The following is a 20,238-nucleotide window of genomic DNA, read 5'->3' on the forward strand; positions in this document are numbered from 1 at the left end:
TTTACGGCGTCGGCAAGGCGGCTGCCGGCGTCGCAGGCGCCGTCACGGGCGCCAGCGGCTTGATCGCCACCAGACGGCGCAGGATCTGCTGCACCAGGTCGGACTGCATGTCGCGGTACAGCAGCGCTTCTTCGGATTCCTTGGCCAGCACCTGCGATTCATCGAACGCGATATTGCGGCGCAGGGTGATCTCGGTCGGCGCCAGCAGCTGGCGGTTGTTGGCGTCGCGCACCTGGAACACCAGCGTGTAGCTCAGCGAGTATTCACGCACGCGCCCCAGGCTGTTGAGCGACAGGATCGACTTGCCGCGCGACTCGCTGATCACATCGAACAACGCCTCGGCCTTGGACGCATCGGACTCGATGCGCAGGTTATCGCCCGCGCGCAGGTTGCGCTTGAGCTCCGTGCCCAGCGGCGAGGCTTCGTTGAACGACAGCCAGAGACTCTGGAACGGCACGTTGTACTGGCCGTCGCTGCCGCGCAGCTTGAAGCCGCAGCCTGCCAGCATCGCGACCAGCAAAACTGCACCGAGGGCGCGGACGAGGTAGTTGTTGTTCGAGATGTTCATCATCAGACCACGATATTGACAAGTTTGCCCGGCACGACGATGACCTTCTTCGGCGTGCCTTCGATGAACTTCTGCACTGCTTCACTGGCCAGCGCAGCCGCTTCGATGGTCGCCTTGTCGGCATCCTTTGCGACCTTGACCGAACCACGCAGCTTGCCGTTCACCTGGATCATCATGTCGATCTCGGACTGTTCGAGCGCCTGTGGATCGACTTCCGGCCATGGGGCGTTGAGCAGGTCGCCATGGACACCGGCAAAGCCAAGTTCCTGCCACAGCGCGTGCGTGATGTGCGGCGCGACCGGGTTCAGCAAACGCAGGAAGATCGAGAAGCCTTCGGCGATGATGGCGTTGGACGCTGCACTGTCATCGAGCTTGCTCGATTCGAGCGTGTTGAGCATCTTCATGCACGCCGAGACCACGGTGTTGTACTGGATGCGCTTCAGGTCGTAGTCCGCCTGTTGCAGGATCTTGTGCACTTCGCGGCGCAGCGTTTTCTGCGCATCGGTGTGCGTGCCCTGCACTTCACCGGTCAGTGCCGCAGCAATGCGCGCGCGCTGCGCGTAACCGAAGGCCCACACGCGGCGCAGGAAGCGGCTGGCGCCTTCGACGCCGCTGTTCGACCACTCGAGCGTCTGCTCGGGTGGCGACGCGAACATCGTAAACAGGCGCGCGGTATCGGCGCCGTACTGCTCGATCTGCGCTTGCGGATCGATGCCGTTGTTTTTGGACTTCGACATCTTTTCGGTGCCGCCGATTTCCACCGGCTGGCCGTCGGCCTTCAACACCGCGCTTTGCGGGCGGCCCTTGTCATCGAAGGTCAGCTCGACGTCGGCCGGGTTGAACCAGGTCTTCTTGGTCGATGCGGCTTCGCGGTAGTAGGTCTCGTTGAGCACCATACCCTGCGTGAGCAGGTTCACAAACGGCTCGTCGAATTTGACCAGGCCGAAGTCGCGCATCACCTTGGTCCAGAAGCGCGCGTACAGCAGGTGCATGACGGCGTGTTCGATGCCGCCGATGTACTGGTCCATCGGCATCCAGTAATCGTTGCGCTCGTCGACCATCGCGTTGTTGGAACCCGGCGACGTGTAGCGCATGTAGTACCACGACGAATCGATGAACGTGTCCATCGTGTCGGTTTCGCGGCGCGCAGGCTTGCCGCAGGTCGGGCAGTCGCACTTGAGGAACGCTTCGTCCTTGTTCAGCGGATTGCCGGTGCCGTCCGGGACCAGGTGCTCGGGCAGCACGACCGGCAGGTCGGCTTCTGGCACCGGCACGATGCCGCACTCGGCGCAGTGGATCATCGGGATCGGCGTGCCCCAGTAGCGCTGGCGCGAGATGCCCCAGTCGCGCAAGCGGAACGTGACCTTCTTGGCGCCCAGGTCCTGGCTTGCCAGTTCACCCGAGACCGCGTTGACGGCCGAGGTGTAATCGAGACCGTCGTACTTGCCCGAGTTAATCGTGCGGCCGTTGTCCTTGTCGCCGTACCACTCCTGCCAGGCGTCGAGCGAGAATTCCTGGCCTTCGACGGCCACGACCTGCTTGATCGGCAGATTGTATTTTTTGGCGAAGCCGAAATCGCGTTCGTCATGCGCCGGCACGCCCATCACGGCGCCATCGCCGTAGGTGATCAGGACGTAGTTGCCGACCCAGACCGGGATCTGTTCACCGGTCACGGGATGGGTGACGAACAGGCCGGTCGGCATGCCCTTCTTTTCCATCGTCGCCATGTCGGCTTCGATGACGGAACCGAGCTTGCATTCGGCGATGAATTGCTGCAGCGCCGGGTTGTTCTTTGCGGCGTGCTGGGCCAGCGCGTGCTCCGGTGCCACGGCGCAGAAGGTCACGCCCATGATCGTGTCGGCGCGCGTGGTGAAGACGTACAGCTTGCCGTCGTCGATTGGCGCGCCGGTGTCGTCGGCGATCGTGTGCGGGAACGCGAAGCGCACGCCGGTCGACTTGCCGATCCAGTTGGCCTGCATCGTGCGCACGCGCTCGGGCCAGCCTGGCAGCTTGTTGTCGACATGGTCGAGCAGTTCGTCGGCGTATTCGGTGATACGCACGTAGTACATCGGGATTTCGCGCTTTTCAATGAGCGCGCCCGAACGCCAGCCGCGGCCGTCGACGACCTGCTCGTTGGCCAGCACGGTCTGGTCGACCGGGTCCCAGTTCACGGTGCCGGTCTTCTGGTAGATGATGCCCTTCTCGAGCATCTTGAGGAACATCCACTGGTTCCACTTGTAGTAGTCCGGCTTGCAGGCGGTCATCTCGCGCGACCAGTCGATCGCCAAGCCCATCGACTCCATCTGGCCACGCATGTGGGCTATGTTCGAATAGGTCCACTCGGCCGGCGGCACGTTGTTGGCCATCGCCGCGTTTTCGGCAGGCATGCCGAAGGCATCCCAGCCCATCGGCATCAGAACGTTGTAGCCGTTCATCCGCAGGTAGCGGTACATCACGTCGTTGATCGTATAGTTGCGCACGTGGCCCATGTGCAGCTTGCCCGATGGGTAAGGCAGCATCGAGCAGGCGTAATACTTGCCCTTCGGGAAACGCGGATCGTGTTCGACAGCTTTATAGGCGTCGATCGATTTCCAGTAGGCCTGGGCGGCCTGTTCGACTTCGGCTGGACTATATTTTTCTTGCATGATTTCTGCAGACGTAATGTGGGAGATGGAACCGAGCATTATAGCTGGTTCAATTTGCAGTGCGGCGTGGAGAGGGAGCGGCTTGGGGATGGCGGCGTGGGGCCCCTGTCAGCTGACTGCTGCCTTGAGCGAAGCGCCAGAGGATGGCAGCGCTAGTTTGCTGGCGGGCGATGTTGCCTGCAACCTGCATCCTGCACTAAAGATCAGTTCAGTATTGTCAAAATTGGTGGGGCAAGTGCATTGGCGAACTGCCGATCAGCTTGTTCCATCAAGCTGCGCCATCTGGACACATCAGTTTGCCCAGCACCGCTGCAGCTCAGGCAGAGCATGCGACGCAGATTGCGCTGGCAACTGACCGCCACATTACGCCAAGCTGGAGATCAGGCAACAACCGCAGGTGGCGCGATGACCGTGCCGGGCAATCGGCGCACCATCATCCGTCATCGATTCATCGCCTTCTTGAATGACGTTCGGTTTTACGCCAGGGTGCTGCGGGCATGACACTTCATCGCCCTTGCGCGCCACTGAACGGTTGTCGAATCGCATTGTCGACGAAGCGGTGATGACTTTCCCACCGTGGTCGGTGTCGTCTCCTAGTCGTATCAGATTGATCATGATGATTGAGAGATTAGTTATCATGGCTTGGCCAAATTCAGACGAATAAGGCTCCCAAATAAGATTCGTTTATTTCCAGCCCTGACAAATCTACGCTGCATCAGGTTGCTACTGGGATGTTATAACGAAAATAACGTTCGCCGAAACCAAGAATTTTGTACTCACCTGGATTCGCCTTGGAAGTCTTTCGCAGATCAATTTTTTCCACATCTGGCCAGCCAAATGTCCTGAATATCGCTTCGGCCATACAGACAGATTCCATATACATCCTGGAAATTCTGAAGGCGATTAGCCCAATCGTCACAAAACAAACTACGACCCACAGCGTCATGAAATGCCACGTATCTTCCTCAAGCAAAATACTCAAACCCATTTCGATCACGGAATCGAACACATATAACAGAATTGCGATAACTGAGAACCATAGCCAGCCTCTCACCGAGTTCCGATAAAGGACTTTCCTTCCCGCAATCACATGCGGATAAGCAGCAACCAAGCCGTCATCAACGCGTCTTATTGCATAAACTGTATAACAAAGGCCCCCGGTATGTTCAGCAACGACCTCGACATTATCCCCAGTACCCAAAGGCATCACCCAAATCCAGCCTTGTATTTTTTTACCATCAAGTTCAAACTCTAGCCAGTGGGCTTTTTCAGCTTTATTCCCGGCTGAGCCCACCATGCCTGCAGCTTGTGCACCCATTCCCATCGCTGTGGCGATTATTGCAGTTATTCCAATTTGCTTATGTTGATCTGTGGTCGATATGAAATCATGTTCACGTGTGTAGCATCTGAGCTTTGATATTTTCCCTTTTAGCAACAACAGAGAATCGTGAGGGTCATCTCTTTTCATCATAGCTCAAACATGGCTTAGTCAAAATCAGACGAGTCAGGCTCCTGAAGAAGATCATTTTATTTCCGGCCTGATAAATTCATGCTATATCCGGATGCCACTTTAGCTTTATAACGAAAATAATGTTCACCGAATCCAGGGATTTTGTAGTCCCCTGGATTCTCTTTGGAAGTCTTTCGCAGATCGATTTTTTCTACATCTGGCCAGCCGAATGTACTGAATATATCTTCGGCCATATAAACAGACTCCATATACATCCTTGAAATTCTAAAGGCTATTACTGCAATTACCACAGGACAAACTACAACCCACATTTTCATAAAGCTCCACATTTTTTCGTCAAACAATGCGCTCACCCCGATTTCTATCATAAAAAATAAGATAGGCAATAAAAAACAGATAACTGAGAACCATAACCAACCTCTTACCGAGTTACGATACAGGACCTTCCTTCCAGCAATCACGTGAGGGTAAGCGGCAACCAAGCCGTCATCAACGCGCTTTATTGCATAAGCTGTGTAGCAATTGCCTCCAGTATGTCGAGCAACAACTTCGACATTATCCCCAGTACCCAAAGGCATCTTCCAAACCCAACCTTGTATTTTTTTACCGTCAAGTTCAAATTCCAGCCAGTGCGCTTTTTCAGCTTTATTCCCGGCTGAGCCCACCATGCCGGCAGCTTGTGCACCCATCCCCATTGCTGTGGCTACTATCGCAGTTATGCCGATTTGTATATGTTCATCTCTGGTAGTTATGAAATCATGTTCACGAGTGTAGCATCTTAGCTTTGATATTTTTCCTGCCGGCAATAAAATGAAATCGTAATGATCTTCGTTTTTCATAATAATGAGGTCATAGCGTTGAAAAAATCCTTCTCTTGTTTAGAAGGGTCTGAATAAAGGGTGACGTTACTGTTTATAACGATTATTCCTGGTGCTTTTCCGGCACTGAAAACACATCGTGAACACCATTCTTCCAATTCGGTTGGAGTGAGCCAAGCGGCCATTGCTTCGATTACAATTAAAAATATCATCGCTTCCCAACCTGTCAGCCACGTAAAGTAGCGAATTGCTGCCAAAGCAATCGCCCGTTTTGTGACTGTCTCCACAGCTTCAATGACAATAATCGTTCCATATCGGTTCGCGATTTTCCTGAGCAGAGGTGCTGCAGTACTCGTCGCTTCAACTAAAATTGCACCGCCTGAGCAGAAACCAGCTACACTTTTTAATGCGTAAATTCCCATTAAATCCATTTTTCCTTCATTCCACAGCTTGATCGTTTTCTCCCCGGCTATCCAGGTAGATATAAATGTCCCAAAACTGCTAAGCCCTCCACCCACTAGTTTCCAACTCTGCGAGCGAACAGAATCTTTCAAAGCTACATAAAAAGGCGTCATCGTGATCGTGATGAGCGACGACAGCAACGATGCTCCCGACTGAATCAGTTTCAACTCAGTATCTTCATCCGTTGCAGCCGTCATGATCTTGTAGAAATTTACTGCCTCCATTAATGCGGCAACTACCGCAATTCGACTTGATCTCAGTGCTTTCACGCCATCGTCAGTCGACTGCATTTCGTCCCACACGTCATACAGAGCCAGTGTCGACCTCGGCACTTGAGTCGGTGCATCGGCGCGCAATATAGAGCGGGTTCTTACCAACCGCTCGACTGTTTCACGGCGGCTCAACATCTCCAGCTTTGCCTGCTGACGCACCAATTTCATCGCGTCCACGTAAGAAATACCGGATCGCTGAAGGAAGACACTTTGAATAATCTTCTCTCCAACAAAATCGCCAATCTGATTGATCCGGAATTGTTTAAAGATCGCGTCGCCGACAGTCATGCCAAATGTGTCAACTCCAAGGCGTTTGAGCAATGCGCCTATCGGTGATATTTTCTTGGGATCGGTTTCGAGTGCCAGCGCTGAGAGCTTCCCGTAATAACCGCTGAGTTTTCCGATCATTGCCGCAGCCGAAAATACTGCTTCAACGCCAGGGCTGTTGCTGGTGCCTGCCTGGGCCGATTCCAGCGGCATGTTCTTTTTCGCCAATGCCGCCTTCAATAACTTGCCAAGCTCTTGCCGGGCATCTTTCTGGTTCATGGCAAACACACGCCAGATGATGCTCCCCGGTTGGAGTGGATCCCACTGGGTGACAAGCGCATCAAGGATTTGCTTACCTTTTGGCGTGGAACCGAGGCCTGCAATCGCATCGGTGATGGTGATCTCGAACGCGGCAGCGTCAAGCATATCCGGCGACTGATAATCTTCGAGCGTATCGAGAAAGAGCTTTGCCTGCAGCCATTTGCCGACATCCGCACTACGTGACTCTTGCAGGTCGAAAACTGCGGATTGAAGCGCCTTGTATTGCGCCCGAAAGCGCTCAATCTCCTGGCGCTTGAGCAGGACTTCGTACTTTGACCAGTTGTAATCGAAGGTCTTCGCCACATTCCGGTCATGCGCGCCAGGTTGTACTTTCAGGTAATTCCGCGCGTCGTTCAAGGTCTCATCGCGATAGGTACCGGTGTAAGGCACGCTTGAGTTCGCATTACCAGCCGATGTCGACTGACTTAGCCGGATCAGCTTGTTCTGGCAGGTACCGGGAATCTTGTTGGCGGCCATCCAGTTCATGTCGTCGTAGTAGGCGTTGACCTGCGCAACCCGATGCGGGGCAGCACCGGCCAACGTCCGGGCGCGTTGCGCGTCGAGCGCACCTTGCGCCATTGGTTGCGCAAGCGCAGTCGTCGAATGGGCGTTTCGCGCCGTCGTTTCCCGGCCTTTTACCTCATGATTCGTGCGTGACTGGACAATCGCATATGCGGCGTCGATGCTTTGCAGTGCGCCGACCTGTAACGCACGTTCCTTTGTGACGTACAGATCGAGCCATGAGACGGGGTCGCCACGAAAACCATTCAGCTCATGCACAATGCCAATGCCGTCCCACAGCGCAAGCATCATCGGCGGACAATGCGAGGCATCGCCGCCGGGATCCGCACCAGTTGCGCCGATCTGATTCATCAGCTTCACAAGCGCCCGACTCGCTGAGGCAGGTGATGCCTGCCTAATGAACGGGTGGTAGCGTGACACCTCATGCTTTAACAAGCCTTCGTTGTAACCACCTTTCTGGTCACTGAACGACTGCTTTTCATCGGGAAGAGCAAGTAGTCTCGGGTCGAAACCGGGCATGTATTCAACAATACTGTCCACTACCTTCTCAGTGGCGACGATGGCATGGTAATCCCCCCACAGAAAGAGCGCGTTTAGAAGTAGAATTTTCTACTTAAGAACAGAAAGCTCTACATGAAGACGTCCCGTTTTACCGACAGCCAGATCATCGCCATCCTCAAGCAAGCCGAAGGCGGCAGCCCGGTCCCTGAGCTGTGCCGCGAGCACGGCATCAGCAACGCCACGTTCTACAAGTGGCGGTCCAAGTTCGGCGGCATGGACGCGTCGCTCATGGCGCGCATGAAGGAGCTCGAGGACGAGAACCGGCGCCTCAAGAAGATGTATGCCGAGGAGCGCCTCAAGGCCGAGATCGTTGCGGAGGCACTCACAAAAAAGTGGTAGCGCCATCTCAGCGGCGGGAGATGGCGCAGTGGGCCGTGGCGAACCGGTCAGCCACGATAGGCCTGGCATGCCAGGCATTTCACATCAGTCAGACCTGCTATCGCTACAAGGCCAAGCTCGATGCCGAGAACGGCGTGATCGCGGACTGGCTGGTACGGCTGACAAATAACCAGCGCAACTGGGGCTTTGGACTGTGCTTCCTGTACCTGCGCAACGTGAAGGGCTTCAAATGGAACCACAAGCGCGTCTACAGGATTTACCGCGAGCTCGAGCTGAACCTGCGCATCAAGCCGCGCCATCGGCTGGTACGCGAGAAGCCGCTGCCGTTGGCGGTGCCGACGGCGATCAATCAGTGCTGGTCGATGGACTTCATGCATGACCAGCTTGCCGATGGACGCAGTATCCGGCTGTTCAACGTCATCGACGACTACAACCGCGAAGGCCTCGGGATCGAAGTCGATTTCTCGCTGCCATCTGAACGGGTGATTCGATCGCTCGACCGGATCATCGAATGGCGTGGCAAACCGGACGCCATCCGCTGCGATAACGGTCCCGAATACATCAGCGCGGTGACGCTAGCCTGGGCTGCCAGGCACGGTATCCGCATCGATTTCATTCAGCCTGGCCAGCCCCAGCAAAACGCTTACGTCGAGCGCTACAACAGGACGGTTCGCTATGATTGGCTTGCCCATCACCTGTTTGAAACGCTCGATGAAGTTCAGGAATTTGCCACCAACTGGTTGTGGACCTACAATCACGACCGGCCTAACATGGCGCTCGGCGGTATTACGCCAAAACAGAAATTGGCGCTCGCCGCTTAACCTCTACTTTTAGCGTGCTCTAAAAATGGGGGGATTACCGCATGTCCGTTGGCATCGGCACCACTTGCGACCCATTCCGATGGCTTGATGAATTGCATCCGGGCCTGCATCAATGCCGCATCCGAGGCATACCGATCGAGGACGTCCTTGTGCCAGGCGTGCGCCGAGAACGCAATGAATACCCGGCCGGTACACTTTTCCGGTCGTTCGATGGCAATGATATCCATCGGCACTGTCATCGCGCCGCGCGCGCAGCTTGGATGGATTACCAGTTCCCGCGGCAGTGGCAAGCTCTGCTTCCACAGGCGTCCATCTGACGTTACCTTGTACACTTCCCAATACCGACTGCCGCGCGCGCCAACTTCATAGAAGAGGTAGATCCAGCCCTCACGTAGTGTGCGTAATCCGTAGTGGTGTGCATCCAGCGCGACATCCGTTACCCGTGCGCCGCCGATTCCTGCGGGCAAAGTGGCTTTTACCTTGTTGGGTAAAACGCTATAGCGCACTGGCAGGATCGGGAGGCCGGTTTTTTCGCAGTTCTTGCATGTCTGGTTATTGGTTGTCATACGTTGTCGTCGTAGTCAATGCCATGCGCGTGCTGCGCTTTTGCGGGTGCCAGAGCAGCCAGGTGCTCATGCCAGGAACCGTGCTGTATCTCGTCGATGTCGTCTGCAGTCAGCTGCCCAATCACGCTGGTATAGAAATCGTCGTCAGCCTTGTTTTCGAGAAGCAGCAATACCTTCGGATGCAAGTCGAACTGTGGGTGCCATGTCAACGCATGGCCAATAAACGCCACCCAGTCATCACGGTCGGTCAACCGGTATCGCTCGGCGCGCTCAGCGGCAGCAATAGCAGTCTCGATTTCGCCAGGCGCCGGCTGGCGGCAACATGCCCGCGCGTGCAGTGCAAGCGCCCGATTAACGAAACCGTGCCGATGGATCTTCTGCCACTGTGCGGCCGACAATACGAAGTCCGGACGCGGTTCTGACGACGCTAAATGAAGTTTCGGCGTGGCACTTGCGTCGAGGACATGCCATGCCCGCACCGGCCCGAGCATGGCTTGCCGCTGCATTCGCGACAGGGTTCCCCAGATCAATGCCATGGCACGCGAATCATAGAACCGCAGCACGCAGGTGCGTCTGTTGTCATCACACTGAAGCGCAAGCCTGGACCAGTACATGGCGACTTCTTCAGGAGAAGCACGGCTCCCCAGCCAGCCACCGACGCGTTGGCCGAGACCCTCGGCCATGGATTCCGGCCGCCGGTCTTCGTATGCCACACGTACACTGTGCGCCAGCGCATTCACACCGATCGGCGTCGCCAAATCAAGTTTTAGAAGATAGGGACGATGCGCTTCGGGAAAGGCACCATGATCGATGTCCACATCAACCCGATGCAGCTCGGACAACTGCGGCTTGCCATCGGCATCGTCGCTTGTCCAATCCCGCTGACTGGGGTCGATGGCGAGGTAGCAGTGCATGTCGCGGTGCCGCCCGAACCACTCCTTGAGGAAGACGTTCAGCGATGCAATGCGCGCGTTTTCATCGACAGCAGGTGATGTGGCTACGCTGTCGAAACAAAGGGATTGTCCAGGCTCCAGATTACGCATCGCACTACTCCATGACGACACTTGAAGCGCTGTCCGCAGACGCTGACGCGGTTTTCCACGAACAGCCATTGGCAACGCTGGTAACCTGCGCCGGCAGGCGCATCGACGATGCTCCGAGCTTGTCCCACGACGCACATTTTTCGAGAATCTGACCGGATGTACCATTCTCGATCGACTCGGCTGTGATCCGGATGTATGAGCCGCCGGCACCGATCCAGATTTCCTTTTCAGCCGAAAGCAGCAGTTTTCCGCTGACGCTGGTAATCGTCACATCGCTCAATGCGGACAGGGCCAGTGCATCTCCCTGCGCCTGGATGTCGATCTTTCCCTTCGCGGCAAATAACTTCACCCCGGCGTTCTGCGCAAAAAGACTGATCTTTTCCATCACACTGACGATCAGCGATTTGCCGGCTGCGACGTGCGTGCTCTTGCCACTCACGATATTGACGTGCTGACTTGCGGTAAGTTGGGCCGAATCGTGCGTCGATACACACACACCTGCGGGACTCGCCATCAGCATGATGGGCGTGGAAAATCCATTCGCGTTGCCAGTTCCACCAGCTCCAGTATTGTCTGATACGTTGTGTTGGGTGGCATCAGTGAACTTCTTCAGTGCAGTGTGTCCTTCGTCCAGACTCTCGGCCTGGTTCGAAGCGCTCGACTGCGAAGCCAATTCCAGCACCATATTGGCACTCGCCAGCTGCTCGGTTGCGGCTGTGACATCCAGCGGTTGGTTGAACGCCGCCGAGTGGGTCGAGACAAACAACCCCTGCCCCGCGCGAATGGCTCCGTACGCATCCGATTTGAGATCGAACCCATTGCCCAGCAATGCACCACGTGAATTATCCGATTGCTCGACGAGATAGCCCAAATGCAGCTGCGATCGGTAACTGCTCGAATACAAATGAAGCCGGCTCTGCGAGGTTGAGTCGTCCATCACCAGTTGGTTATAGCCATTTCCACTGAATTCCTTGGAACGGTACCCCGAGAGCCGTCCATTTGAATGCCATCGGGGTGCCGCTGAACCGCTATACATGCGCGAAATTACCACCGGCCTGTCACAATCTCCGCCGATATGGTCAATGAGGACTTCCTCACCCACGCGCGGCATATGCACGCTGCCATAGCCATTTCCTGTATCCGACTGCGCCACCCGTATCCAGCATGACGACTTTTCGTCACCGCTATTCAGACGATCCCAGATGTACTGCACCTTGATTCGATTCAGCGCGTCCGTGTAGACCTCTTCGCCTTTCGGACCCACGACAATTGCGGATTCCAGATGGGTTTGCGGCTTTGGATGTTCAAACGGGCTGTGATAAGGCACAGTCGTACGTTGCGCCTCGATCTGTGTCATGTAGAAACCTTCCGAGCCATCTGAGCAAGAGACACTGAAGGTTGCGTCACTGGCGTGACGCGCCCGCACTTCATCGACAACGCCTTGCAGGCTGTGTGGGAACGCCGAACCTTGCTTTCCAATCGGTAGATTGTTCACGATTGCCCAAGTGGTTTCGATCACGGCGAATTCTTTTTGAATCGGTTGATCGTCGTCATGATCCGGGTGACCTTTCAGAACAAACAGCCGCCCTGCATCGACGCCGCGCAGGCTTCCCACGCCAACGAAACGTTTCGTCCGGGATTCCCATTCCTCGACCCTGATTCGGGAGAGTTGGTAACCTCTCTGCTGCATCGGATATGTGTATGCGCCGGTGTACTCGTAGACTTCGGCCTGAGCCGGCAAAGCGCCCTGATTCGCGACTGTCGGGACGCTCGTGCTTTTCGGGTGGAACAGCATCGCCGAGCTTTTGTAGTCGAAAGTGCGAGTCGTCAGCGTGGTACTTTGCAGCGTGCGTGTGCCCGACCATTGCACCAGTGCGTCCGTCTCGTTGCCGGTGCTGTTGCGGCTGAACGATACGGTTTCTGGTGCAAGCGGATCGAGCATTGCAAGGCGGTCGGTAATCACAAGCGTGTGCGTTTCACCGTCCGGCGCCTGCTGCCAGAAGCCGTACAGGCCTTCAGATTCCAGCAGCCGATGAACGAAATTCCAGTCATCCTCGTCCTGTCGGCAGTACGAACGTGAGGGCAGCGGATTTAACGTTGCAAACCGAAACCGGCCGCGTGCTTGAGGATGCTCATTGAAGACATCCGTGACGATATCGGCCACACTTCTGTCTTGCCAGATGCGCTGGTCCCGACGAAACTTCAGGAAGTGCATCCAGGACGCAAAACCGAGTTGGTACGTCGTCAGGGCGCCGTTCGATCCCAGCCGTCGCGCCGTGTGCACATAACCGTGATGGGGTTGGTATGACTTGTCGGATTGTTGAATCCACAGCGTTACGGGCTGTGCAATGAGTGTCTTGAGTTCGACCTTGTTCGAGATGGAGATTACATCGACAGTAAATTCGAAGTGCCGTCCCAGACGTGAGCAGCCTACGACCCGTTGTGGCACCAGACAATCCCGGCCCAGACTGGTATCAAGTTTGATCAATCGGTCATTCTGCGACAGACCGTTCCGGATTGTGTCAGTGAGATCCTGCATTCCCGTTCCGCCTTTATTCAGCCTGATTCAGGTTGTCATCGTTGCCGCATGCATGGGCAGACAGCCAATCTAAGGCGAGCAGGAACCTGCTGTATTGCCACAGCGCAAATTATGGGAATGGGTAACAGCCCGACGCAGATTCAAGGCAAATATTGCCGTTCTGCTCTCGGTCTTGCTGAAATGATGGGGAAGCCTTGTCCATGAAAGGAAATCAGGACAAAAAAAAAGCGCGGGTAAGCCCGCGCGTCGGATGCTGCCAGTCGATAGCGCCGCTATGCGCTATTCGACGTTTGCTGCTAGCGCAGCACGAGTTTCAGTGCCGGAGTTTCGCCATAATCTTCATACCGCTCGTTGATGCCGCCAATACAGAAGGCCAGCTCCTCCAACAGATCAGGCACGGCGGCCTTCATGGCGGCAGCGTCGCGGATGATGATCTCGAGCACTTCGTCCGGCGCCAGCTGGAAGCTGGTCATGTTTTCGTCGTCGCGCAGGTAGCTCAGGCAGTCCACCCAGGCGTCGATACTGTTCGCATACGACGCCGGGAAGCCGAACGCGGCCCGGCTTTGCGCATGAAACGACGCCTCGTCGACGATCGCAGCGCCGTTCAGTTCTGCAACGGCCATATCAGGCTTTCAGGCCCAGCACGTCCTGCATGTCATACAGGCCGTGGGATTTGTCTGCCAGGAAGCGTGCGGCGCGCAGCGCGCCGTGTGCGTAGGTCACGCGGCTGCTGGATTTGTGGCTGATCTCGATGCGCTCGCCCGTGCCCAGGAACATGACGGTGTGGTCGCCCACGACGTCGCCGCCGCGCACGGTGGCAAAGCCGATCGTCGACGGATCGCGCTCGCCGGTGACGCCTTCGCGGCCGTACACGGCGCATTCCTTGAGGTCGCGGCCGATAGCGTCGGCGATCACTTCGCCCATCTTGAGCGCGGTGCCCGATGGTGCATCGACCTTGTGCCGGTGGTGCGCTTCGACGATTTCGATGTCGTAGCCTTCGGCAAAACTTTTGGCCGCCATTTCGAGCAGCTTGAGCGTGACGTTCACGCCCACGCTCATGTTCGGTGCGACCACGAGCCCGATTTTCTCGGCGGCGGCGGCGATTTGCGCCTTGCCGGCGTCATCGAAACCGGTGGTGCCGATCACCATCTGCTTGCCGTTGGCGGCGCAATACGCGAGGTGTGCCAGCGTGCCTTCCGGGCGGGTAAAGTCGATCAGCACGTCGGCGTTGTGCAGGCCGTGCTTGATGCTGTCTTCGATCATCACGCCAGTGAGGAAGCCCCCGAAGGCGCCGGCATCCTGGCCGATGAACGGCGAACCGGGCATGTCGAGGGCGCCGGCCAGGCGGGCGTCGGGTGCGTACTGGATGGCTTCGATCAGCATGCGGCCCATGCGGCCGCTGGCGCCGGCTACGGCGATATTCAACATCGTCATGGCAATCCTTACTGCTGGGTTGCCGGGGCAGTCACCGTGATCGGTGCGACCGGACGGCTTTCCGGCTTTTCTTTCTTGCTCGGCACCTTGGCGGGGCCGGCGATACGGTCAATGTAATCGCGCTCGCTTGGCAGGTTGCCGCCTTCGAAGCGCTCGACCACGTCATCCTTGAAGAACACGGTGACGCGGCTGGTGGTCAGCTCGCCATTGCCGCGGGCCAGGTAGAACGGGTAATCCCAGCGGTCAGCATGGAACGCATCGAGCAGCAAAGGCGAACCGAGCAGGAAGCGCACCTGATCGCGCGTCTGGCCGGCTTTCAGCTGGTTCAGCATCTCTTGCGAGACGAAGTTGCCCTGCTGGATGTCCGGGCGATAAGGCGAGAAGATCCACAGGAACTTTTGCAGGCGCGAAGCCTGCACGGTCTGCGCGCCGGCATTGGCGATGGCGGCCGATTTGTCGGCGTCGGCCGCGGTGGCCGCCGAGTCCGTTGCCACCGGTGGCGCCGGACGGGTCTGGTTGCGCCAGGACGCGCAGCCGGACAGCGTCAGCGTGCAGACGAGACCTGCCGCCAGCACCGCCTTGGCGGAAAATCGATGGGATACGGCTTGTTTGACGCGCATAGGTAACCTCAAATCGAGCGGGAGCTTTCAAAACGCTATATCATAAAGCACTCCGCCAATATGCGAGTAACAAACATGAGTAACAATCCGACCGACCTGAAGGCAAGCGGCCTGAAGGCCACGCTCCCGCGCCTGAAAATCCTGGAAATCTTCCAGAACAGCGCCGTGCGTCACCTCACCGCCGAAGATGTCTACAAGATCCTGTTGGCTGAAAACATGGACGTCGGTCTGGCTACCGTCTACCGCGTCCTGACGCAATTCGAGCAGGCCGGCCTGCTCAACCGCAACCACTTCGAAACCGGCAAGGCCATCTACGAACTCAACGCCGGCTCGCACCACGATCACCTCGTCTGCGTCACCTGCGGCCGGGTCGAAGAATTCTACGACGACGAAATCGAGCAGCGCCAGAAAATGATCGCCGAAACCCACGGCTACACGATCGTCGATCATGCGCTGGCGATCTACGGCAGTTGCCCGCAGTGCCAGGCGGCGCGCAAGGCAAGCTAAGTTATTCGCAGCCGGCAAGGCTGCACAGCAAAAGGGCGCATCGGATTTCCCGTGCGCCCTTTTTGCGTCTTGGTAACAGTAGAAAACTGTTAAGGCTGGCTCAGTGCGTTCGACAGCAGCTTGGCGGTGATGTCGACGATCGGAATCACCCGCTCGTACGCCATCCGCGTGGGACCGATGACGCCCAATGTGCCAACGATGCGGCCGTCGACCGCGTACGGCGCAGTGACCACGCTCATCTCGTCCATCGGCACCAGGTTCGATTCGCCGCCGATGAAGATCTGCACGCCCCCGGCCTTGCTCGACATGTCCAGCAACTGCATCAGGCCGGTCTTTTGCTCGAACATCTCGAACATCTGGCGCAGCGAACTCATATTCGACGACAGGTCGGTCACCGACAGCAGGTTGCGCTCGCCGGAAATGACCACGTCGTCGCTCTCGGCCATCGCTTCGCTGCCGGCCTCGACCGCCGCATGCATGAGGCGCCCCATGTCGTCGCTCAACTGGCGCAGTTCGCCACTGAGGCGTTGGCGCACGCCGTCGAATGACTGGCCGGCAAAGTTCTGGTTCAGGTAATTGGCCGACTGCGACAATTGCGCCGGCGTGTAGTCGACATCGGTCAGCAGCAGGCGGTTCTGCACATCGCCGCGCGGATCGACGATCACGAGCAGGATGCGCTTTTCGGACAGGCGCAAGAATTCGATCTGCTGGAACACCGATTCGCGGCGCGGGCTCTGCACCACGCCGGCAAACTGCGACAGCGACGAGAGCATCTGGGCCGCGTTGGCGATCAGCTTTTGCGGATGCTGCAGCGGCAGGCGCATGCGCTCGGCGCCAACCGTCGTTTCATCGAGTTGCTTGACGGTCAATAAGGTATCGACAAACACGCGGTAGCCGCGCGGTGTTGGAATCCGGCCAGCCGAGGTGTGGGGACTGGCGACGAACCCCATGTCCTCGAGGTCGGCCATGATGTTGCGGATCGTCGCGGGCGACAATTCCAGGCCCGACAGCTTGGACAGCGCGCGCGAGCCGACCGGCTGGCCGTCGGCGATATAGCGTTCGACAAGCGCTTTGAGCAGGGTTTGGGCACGGTGATCGAGTTGCATGGTTCCGGGAAGCGTCTTTTTCTGTGGTGCTGGGATGAGAATCAAATTGGGGCGCGGCACGGCAGCGCAAGGCCTGCTGTCCGTCCCAGTGTTATACGCGCATCGGCGCGGATCCGTGTGGCAACTCGTGTGGCGGCTCCTGTGGCAGCTCGTGCGCCGCATCGAGCCAGTCGAGCAACGCATCGATGCTGTTCACCTCGACATCGGGGCGCACCTGGTCGGCCAGCTCGTTGATCTTGCCGCTGCGGTTCATCCAGGCGGCGCGCAAACCTGCCTGCTGGGCGCCCTGGACGTCGAGCAGCAAATCATCGCCCACATACAGGGTGTCGGCCGGCAGCACCCCGAGCGCAGCGCAGCCTGCCAGGAAAATCCCCGGATCCGGCTTGGCGGCGCCAAAGTCGCGCGCCGCCACGGATGCCTGGAACTGGTCGGCCAAGCCGATGGTGACCAGGTCGGCCACGCCGTTCGTAACCGAGCCCAGCAGCGCGCGCTGCCGGAGCCGCGCGAGGCCCGGCGCCACATCGTCATACAGCGTCACGGCATTGCGCGCGGCAACGAAGACGACCATGGCCTCCTCCACCCGGGCGACGTCCTCCCCCGCCTGCTCGAACGCGGCGACCAGGCCGGCGTGGCGTAGCGCGCTCAGGTCGATCCCGTACTGGGGCTCGCGGGCCAGCAATTCCAGGCGCGCCTTGCGCAGGCTGTCGATCGTGAACCGCCCGGCCACGCGCGGCGCATGCTGCTGCAACCACGCATACAGAATGGTTTCGGCAGCCCGGATCACGGGCGCGATCGGCCACAGGGTATCGTCGAGGTCGAACAGTACGGCTTTGGGCCAGGGATGGCGGGTCATCGGCTTCCAGGGAACAGGCATGAAAAAACGCTACGCCAGCATAGCGATGCATACGGCCAAAAGCAAACCGCACGGGCTGCGCGTTGCTCATATGACATTGTGCTTACAACCTGATACACATGGAAATGGGGCGCAAATGGACCGGTTGCCTAATAAATGAACTAAAATGTTGAGCGATTTTTTGATTCCAACCGCGCAGCCTGCGCTTTCCCGCTAGATTATTTGGAGAATATATGAAGAGTTCCTACCTGCGCGCAAGCGCAGCGCTGGCATGCGCGGTCCTGCTGACGGCGTGCGGTGGTAGCGATGGTCAACTACTGCTGGCTGGTACGATTACCGGCGTGACCAAGCCGGGCATGGTCCTGATGAATAACGGCGGCTCGGAGTTCGAGGTGCCGGTTCCGTCGAACGGCACCGGTGTGACCACGTTCCGCTTTCCTGAGCTGATTTCGTCGGATGACAAGTACGATGTGCAGGTCAAGAGTGTACCGTCGAATGTGGACATCACTACTTGCCAATACCTTTACAACAAAGGTCGCGCTGGCTTCGATGTCACCAACATTCGAATCTCTTGCGACTTCAAGACGCAAGCCCTCGGCGGCACAGTCAGCAATCTCAAGGGCGAACTGGTCCTGATCAACGGCGCCGACCGCGTCATCGTTCCCGCCGGCGCAACCACGTTCACCATGGCACGTGTTGCACAAGACGCCCCATATGGTGTGTCGATCCTGACGAATCCTGCCAACCAGAGCTGCACCATCGCCAACGGCGTCGGCACCATGGGCGCAGCCGATGTGAACAACGTGACCGTCACGTGCGCACCTTAATTTTCCTGGAGTCAAACGCATGAAGTCTTCCCTGATCCGCCCGGCGCTTGCGCTGGCGCTGGCTGCAAGCCTGGCCGCCTGTGGTGGCAGCGACAAAGCCGAGTTCACCGTTGCCGGTTCGGTGACCAGACTCGTTTATGATGGCCTGGTCCTGAGCAATGCCGGCGTTCCATTAAAGGTTGCACCGCCAACGACTGCCGGCGCAGCGGTACGCTTTGCCTTCCCCGACAAGCTGGAATATGGCGACACCTATGCCGTCACCGTGACCACGCAGCCGGCACACCAGACCTGCGTGCCGAGCGCTCCTGAAGGCGGCCTTTACGCCAATAACGCCGACACGGCGGGCCGCCTTGTATCGATCGATATCGCGATTGATTGCGAGATCAACGAATTCACTGTCGGTGGCACGATCACTGGCCTGACCGGCGCCGGCCTGGTGCTGGCCAACGGCAGCACGGGTGGCACCTACACGGCTGCAACGCCGGCAACCCCGCCTGCCACGACGCCGATTACCTACGCGCTGCCTGCGGTGAAATTCGGCACGACCTACGGCGTCACGGTCAGCAAGCAGCCGGCTGGCCAGGTCTGCACTATCGTGAACCCGACCGGCACCATGGGTGACGCTACGGTGAGCAACGTCAACGTGACGTGCGTCGCTGCATAGACTTAGAAAGTTATACGAAATTCTTATGTCGAGTATGCGAAAGGAAAATTGGACTTATATGCTGTAACGCAGCATACTGATCCTGTCTCCTCCAACTCTCCTCAGAAAAGAATTGGATTTCGGCCCGCTCTTGTAGCGGGCCTTTTTTTTGCCCGTCCAGCAGCATGCCCATGAAAAAAGCGCCCTGAAGGCGCTTTGATCTGGGACATGCGGGCCGGATGGCTGCGAAAACTATGCCTGGCTTGGCAGATTGGCCAGCGCCACATACTGCGCCAGGCTGACGGCTTCGGGCCGTACGCTCGGATCGATGCCCGCTTCCACCAGCTGCGCCTCGGTGAACATCCCTGCCACGCAATTGCGAATGACCTTGCGCCGCTGTGAGAAGGCCTTGGCCACCACCGCTTCAAGGCGCTTGGCGTCGCACGGCAGTTGCTGCTTGACAGGCACCATGCGCACGATGGCCGATTCGACCTGCGGTGGTGGATCGAACGCGGTCGGCGGCACGATGAACATCAGCGACATGTCGTAGCGCCATTGCAGCATCACCGACAGGCGGCCGTAGGTCTTGCTGCCCGGCTCGGCCACCATGCGCTCGACTACTTCCTTTTGCAGCATGAAGTGCTGGTCTTCGATCAGGTGGGCGAAGTCCGCCAGGTGAAACAGCAGCGGGCTGGAAATGTTGTACGGCAAGTTGCCCACCACGCGCAGCTTCTGTCCCTCGGCCACCGGAATCGCGCCGAAATCAAACTTCAGGGCGTCGCCCGAATGCACGGTCAGGCGCTCGCGCGGATAAGCTTTTTCCAGACGCGTGACCAGATCGCGGTCGAGCTCGACGACGTGCATGTGGTCGAGCTGCTTGAGCAGCAGCGCCGTCATCGCGGCCAGGCCCGGTCCAATTTCGACCATGGTCTCGCCCTGGCGCGGTGCGATGGCGTCGATGATGTCGGAGAGGACTTGCTTGTCGGTCAGGAAGTTCTGGCCGAAGCGCTTGCGTGCTACGTGTTTCATGAAT

The 20,238-nt window shown here is 57.7% G+C and carries 19 protein-coding genes; 4 read left to right on the forward strand and 15 right to left on the reverse strand.

Going from position 1 to position 20,238, the window contains the following annotated elements; translation table 11 throughout:
• Position 1 precedes the first annotated feature (1 nt).
• The 6 genes from AC1MGT_RS09435 to AC1MGT_RS09460 form a co-directional block, all read right to left on the reverse strand.
• Positions 2-571 (reverse strand): LPS-assembly lipoprotein LptE, encoded by a 570-nt coding sequence (locus tag AC1MGT_RS09435; RefSeq protein ID WP_499503966.1) that lies wholly within the window; start codon positions 569-571, stop codon positions 2-4.
• Positions 571-3,213 carry a leucine--tRNA ligase gene (leuS, locus tag AC1MGT_RS09440; RefSeq protein ID WP_499503967.1) on the reverse strand — a complete coding sequence of 881 codons (2,643 nt, stop codon included), beginning with the start codon at positions 3,211-3,213 and terminating at the stop codon, positions 571-573. The genes AC1MGT_RS09435 and leuS overlap by 1 nt, the downstream gene beginning before the upstream one ends.
• Before the next feature lie 363 nt (positions 3,214-3,576).
• Positions 3,577-3,828: a PAAR domain-containing protein gene (locus tag AC1MGT_RS09445; RefSeq protein WP_499504274.1), complete on the reverse strand. Its 252-nt coding sequence runs from the start codon at positions 3,826-3,828 to the stop codon at positions 3,577-3,579.
• A 100-nt stretch (positions 3,829-3,928) separates the two neighbouring features.
• A complete protein-coding gene (locus AC1MGT_RS09450) occupies positions 3,929-4,684 on the reverse strand; it encodes a putative type VI secretion system effector (RefSeq protein ID WP_499503968.1) in 756 nt (251 codons plus the stop codon).
• Positions 4,685-4,740: 56 nt separating this feature from the next.
• Positions 4,741-5,523 (reverse strand): putative type VI secretion system effector, encoded by a 783-nt coding sequence (locus tag AC1MGT_RS09455; protein WP_499503969.1) that lies wholly within the window; start codon positions 5,521-5,523, stop codon positions 4,741-4,743.
• Positions 5,520-7,952: a T6SS effector BTH_I2691 family protein gene (locus AC1MGT_RS09460; protein WP_499504275.1), complete on the reverse strand. Its 2,433-nt coding sequence runs from the start codon at positions 7,950-7,952 to the stop codon at positions 5,520-5,522. Before AC1MGT_RS09460 ends, AC1MGT_RS09455 begins: the two co-directional genes overlap by 4 nt.
• A gap of 27 nt (positions 7,953-7,979) precedes the next feature.
• Here AC1MGT_RS09460 and AC1MGT_RS09465 point away from each other — a divergent pair.
• A protein-coding gene (locus AC1MGT_RS09465; RefSeq protein WP_499500801.1) for an IS3 family transposase occupies positions 7,980-9,067 on the forward strand; the annotation gives its coding sequence in 2 pieces (ribosomal slippage) (positions 7,980-8,232 and positions 8,232-9,067; 1,089 coding nt in all).
• Here AC1MGT_RS09465 and AC1MGT_RS09470 read toward each other — a convergent pair.
• The 6 genes from AC1MGT_RS09470 to AC1MGT_RS09495 all read right to left on the reverse strand — a co-directional run bounded on the left by AC1MGT_RS09470 (position 9,064) and on the right by AC1MGT_RS09495 (position 15,269).
• Positions 9,064-9,633, reverse strand: coding sequence for a T6SS effector BTH_I2691 family protein (locus AC1MGT_RS09470; RefSeq protein ID WP_499503970.1), 570 nt, complete (start codon positions 9,631-9,633; stop codon positions 9,064-9,066). The genes AC1MGT_RS09465 and AC1MGT_RS09470 overlap by 4 nt on opposite strands.
• Positions 9,630-10,676 (reverse strand): DUF4123 domain-containing protein, encoded by a 1,047-nt coding sequence (locus tag AC1MGT_RS09475; RefSeq protein WP_499503971.1) that lies wholly within the window; start codon positions 10,674-10,676, stop codon positions 9,630-9,632. Before AC1MGT_RS09475 ends, AC1MGT_RS09470 begins: the two co-directional genes overlap by 4 nt.
• A 4-nt stretch (positions 10,677-10,680) precedes the next feature.
• Positions 10,681-13,215, reverse strand: a complete 2,535-nt coding sequence (locus tag AC1MGT_RS09480; protein WP_499503972.1) for a type VI secretion system Vgr family protein — start codon at positions 13,213-13,215, stop codon at positions 10,681-10,683.
• 296 nt (positions 13,216-13,511) lie between these two features.
• Positions 13,512-13,838, reverse strand: coding sequence for a barstar family protein (locus AC1MGT_RS09485; protein WP_499503973.1), 327 nt, complete (start codon positions 13,836-13,838; stop codon positions 13,512-13,514).
• Between the two features lies 1 nt (position 13,839).
• Positions 13,840-14,649, reverse strand: coding sequence for a 4-hydroxy-tetrahydrodipicolinate reductase (gene dapB, locus AC1MGT_RS09490; RefSeq protein ID WP_499503974.1), 810 nt, complete (start codon positions 14,647-14,649; stop codon positions 13,840-13,842).
• A gap of 8 nt (positions 14,650-14,657) precedes the next feature.
• Complete coding sequence (locus tag AC1MGT_RS09495; RefSeq protein ID WP_229424818.1) at positions 14,658-15,269, reverse strand: outer membrane protein assembly factor BamE; 612 nt, start codon at positions 15,267-15,269, stop codon at positions 14,658-14,660.
• A gap of 75 nt (positions 15,270-15,344) precedes the next feature.
• Between AC1MGT_RS09495 and fur the strand changes: the two genes are divergently transcribed.
• On the forward strand, positions 15,345-15,776 hold the full coding sequence (gene fur, locus AC1MGT_RS09500; RefSeq protein ID WP_183556044.1) for a ferric iron uptake transcriptional regulator: 432 nt from the start codon (positions 15,345-15,347) through the stop codon (positions 15,774-15,776).
• An 89-nt stretch (positions 15,777-15,865) separates the two neighbouring features.
• Here the strand turns inward: fur and hrcA are convergent, their stop codons facing one another.
• The gene (gene hrcA, locus AC1MGT_RS09505; protein WP_258835901.1) at positions 15,866-16,882 is read right to left on the reverse strand and encodes a heat-inducible transcriptional repressor HrcA; all 1,017 of its coding nucleotides are present in this window, start codon (positions 16,880-16,882) and stop codon (positions 15,866-15,868) included.
• Positions 16,883-16,973: 91 nt separating this feature from the next.
• The gene (locus tag AC1MGT_RS09510; RefSeq protein ID WP_499503975.1) at positions 16,974-17,735 is read right to left on the reverse strand and encodes an HAD family hydrolase; all 762 of its coding nucleotides are present in this window, start codon (positions 17,733-17,735) and stop codon (positions 16,974-16,976) included.
• A gap of 233 nt (positions 17,736-17,968) precedes the next feature.
• Here AC1MGT_RS09510 and AC1MGT_RS09515 point away from each other — a divergent pair, with 233 nt between their 5' ends.
• Together AC1MGT_RS09515 and AC1MGT_RS09520 are read left to right on the forward strand one after the other, a co-directional pair.
• Positions 17,969-18,562, forward strand: coding sequence for a hypothetical protein (locus tag AC1MGT_RS09515; RefSeq protein WP_499503976.1), 594 nt, complete (start codon positions 17,969-17,971; stop codon positions 18,560-18,562).
• 19 nt (positions 18,563-18,581) lie between these two features.
• Positions 18,582-19,226, forward strand: a complete 645-nt coding sequence (locus tag AC1MGT_RS09520; protein WP_499503977.1) for a hypothetical protein — start codon at positions 18,582-18,584, stop codon at positions 19,224-19,226.
• Between the two features lie 231 nt (positions 19,227-19,457).
• Here the strand turns inward: AC1MGT_RS09520 and rsmA are convergent, their stop codons facing one another.
• On the reverse strand, positions 19,458-20,234 hold the full coding sequence (gene rsmA / locus AC1MGT_RS09525) for a 16S rRNA (adenine(1518)-N(6)/adenine(1519)-N(6))-dimethyltransferase RsmA (protein WP_499503978.1): 777 nt from the start codon (positions 20,232-20,234) through the stop codon (positions 19,458-19,460).
• Positions 20,235-20,238 lie beyond the last annotated feature (4 nt).

This window comes from Telluria sp. BA11, from assembly GCF_056680305.1.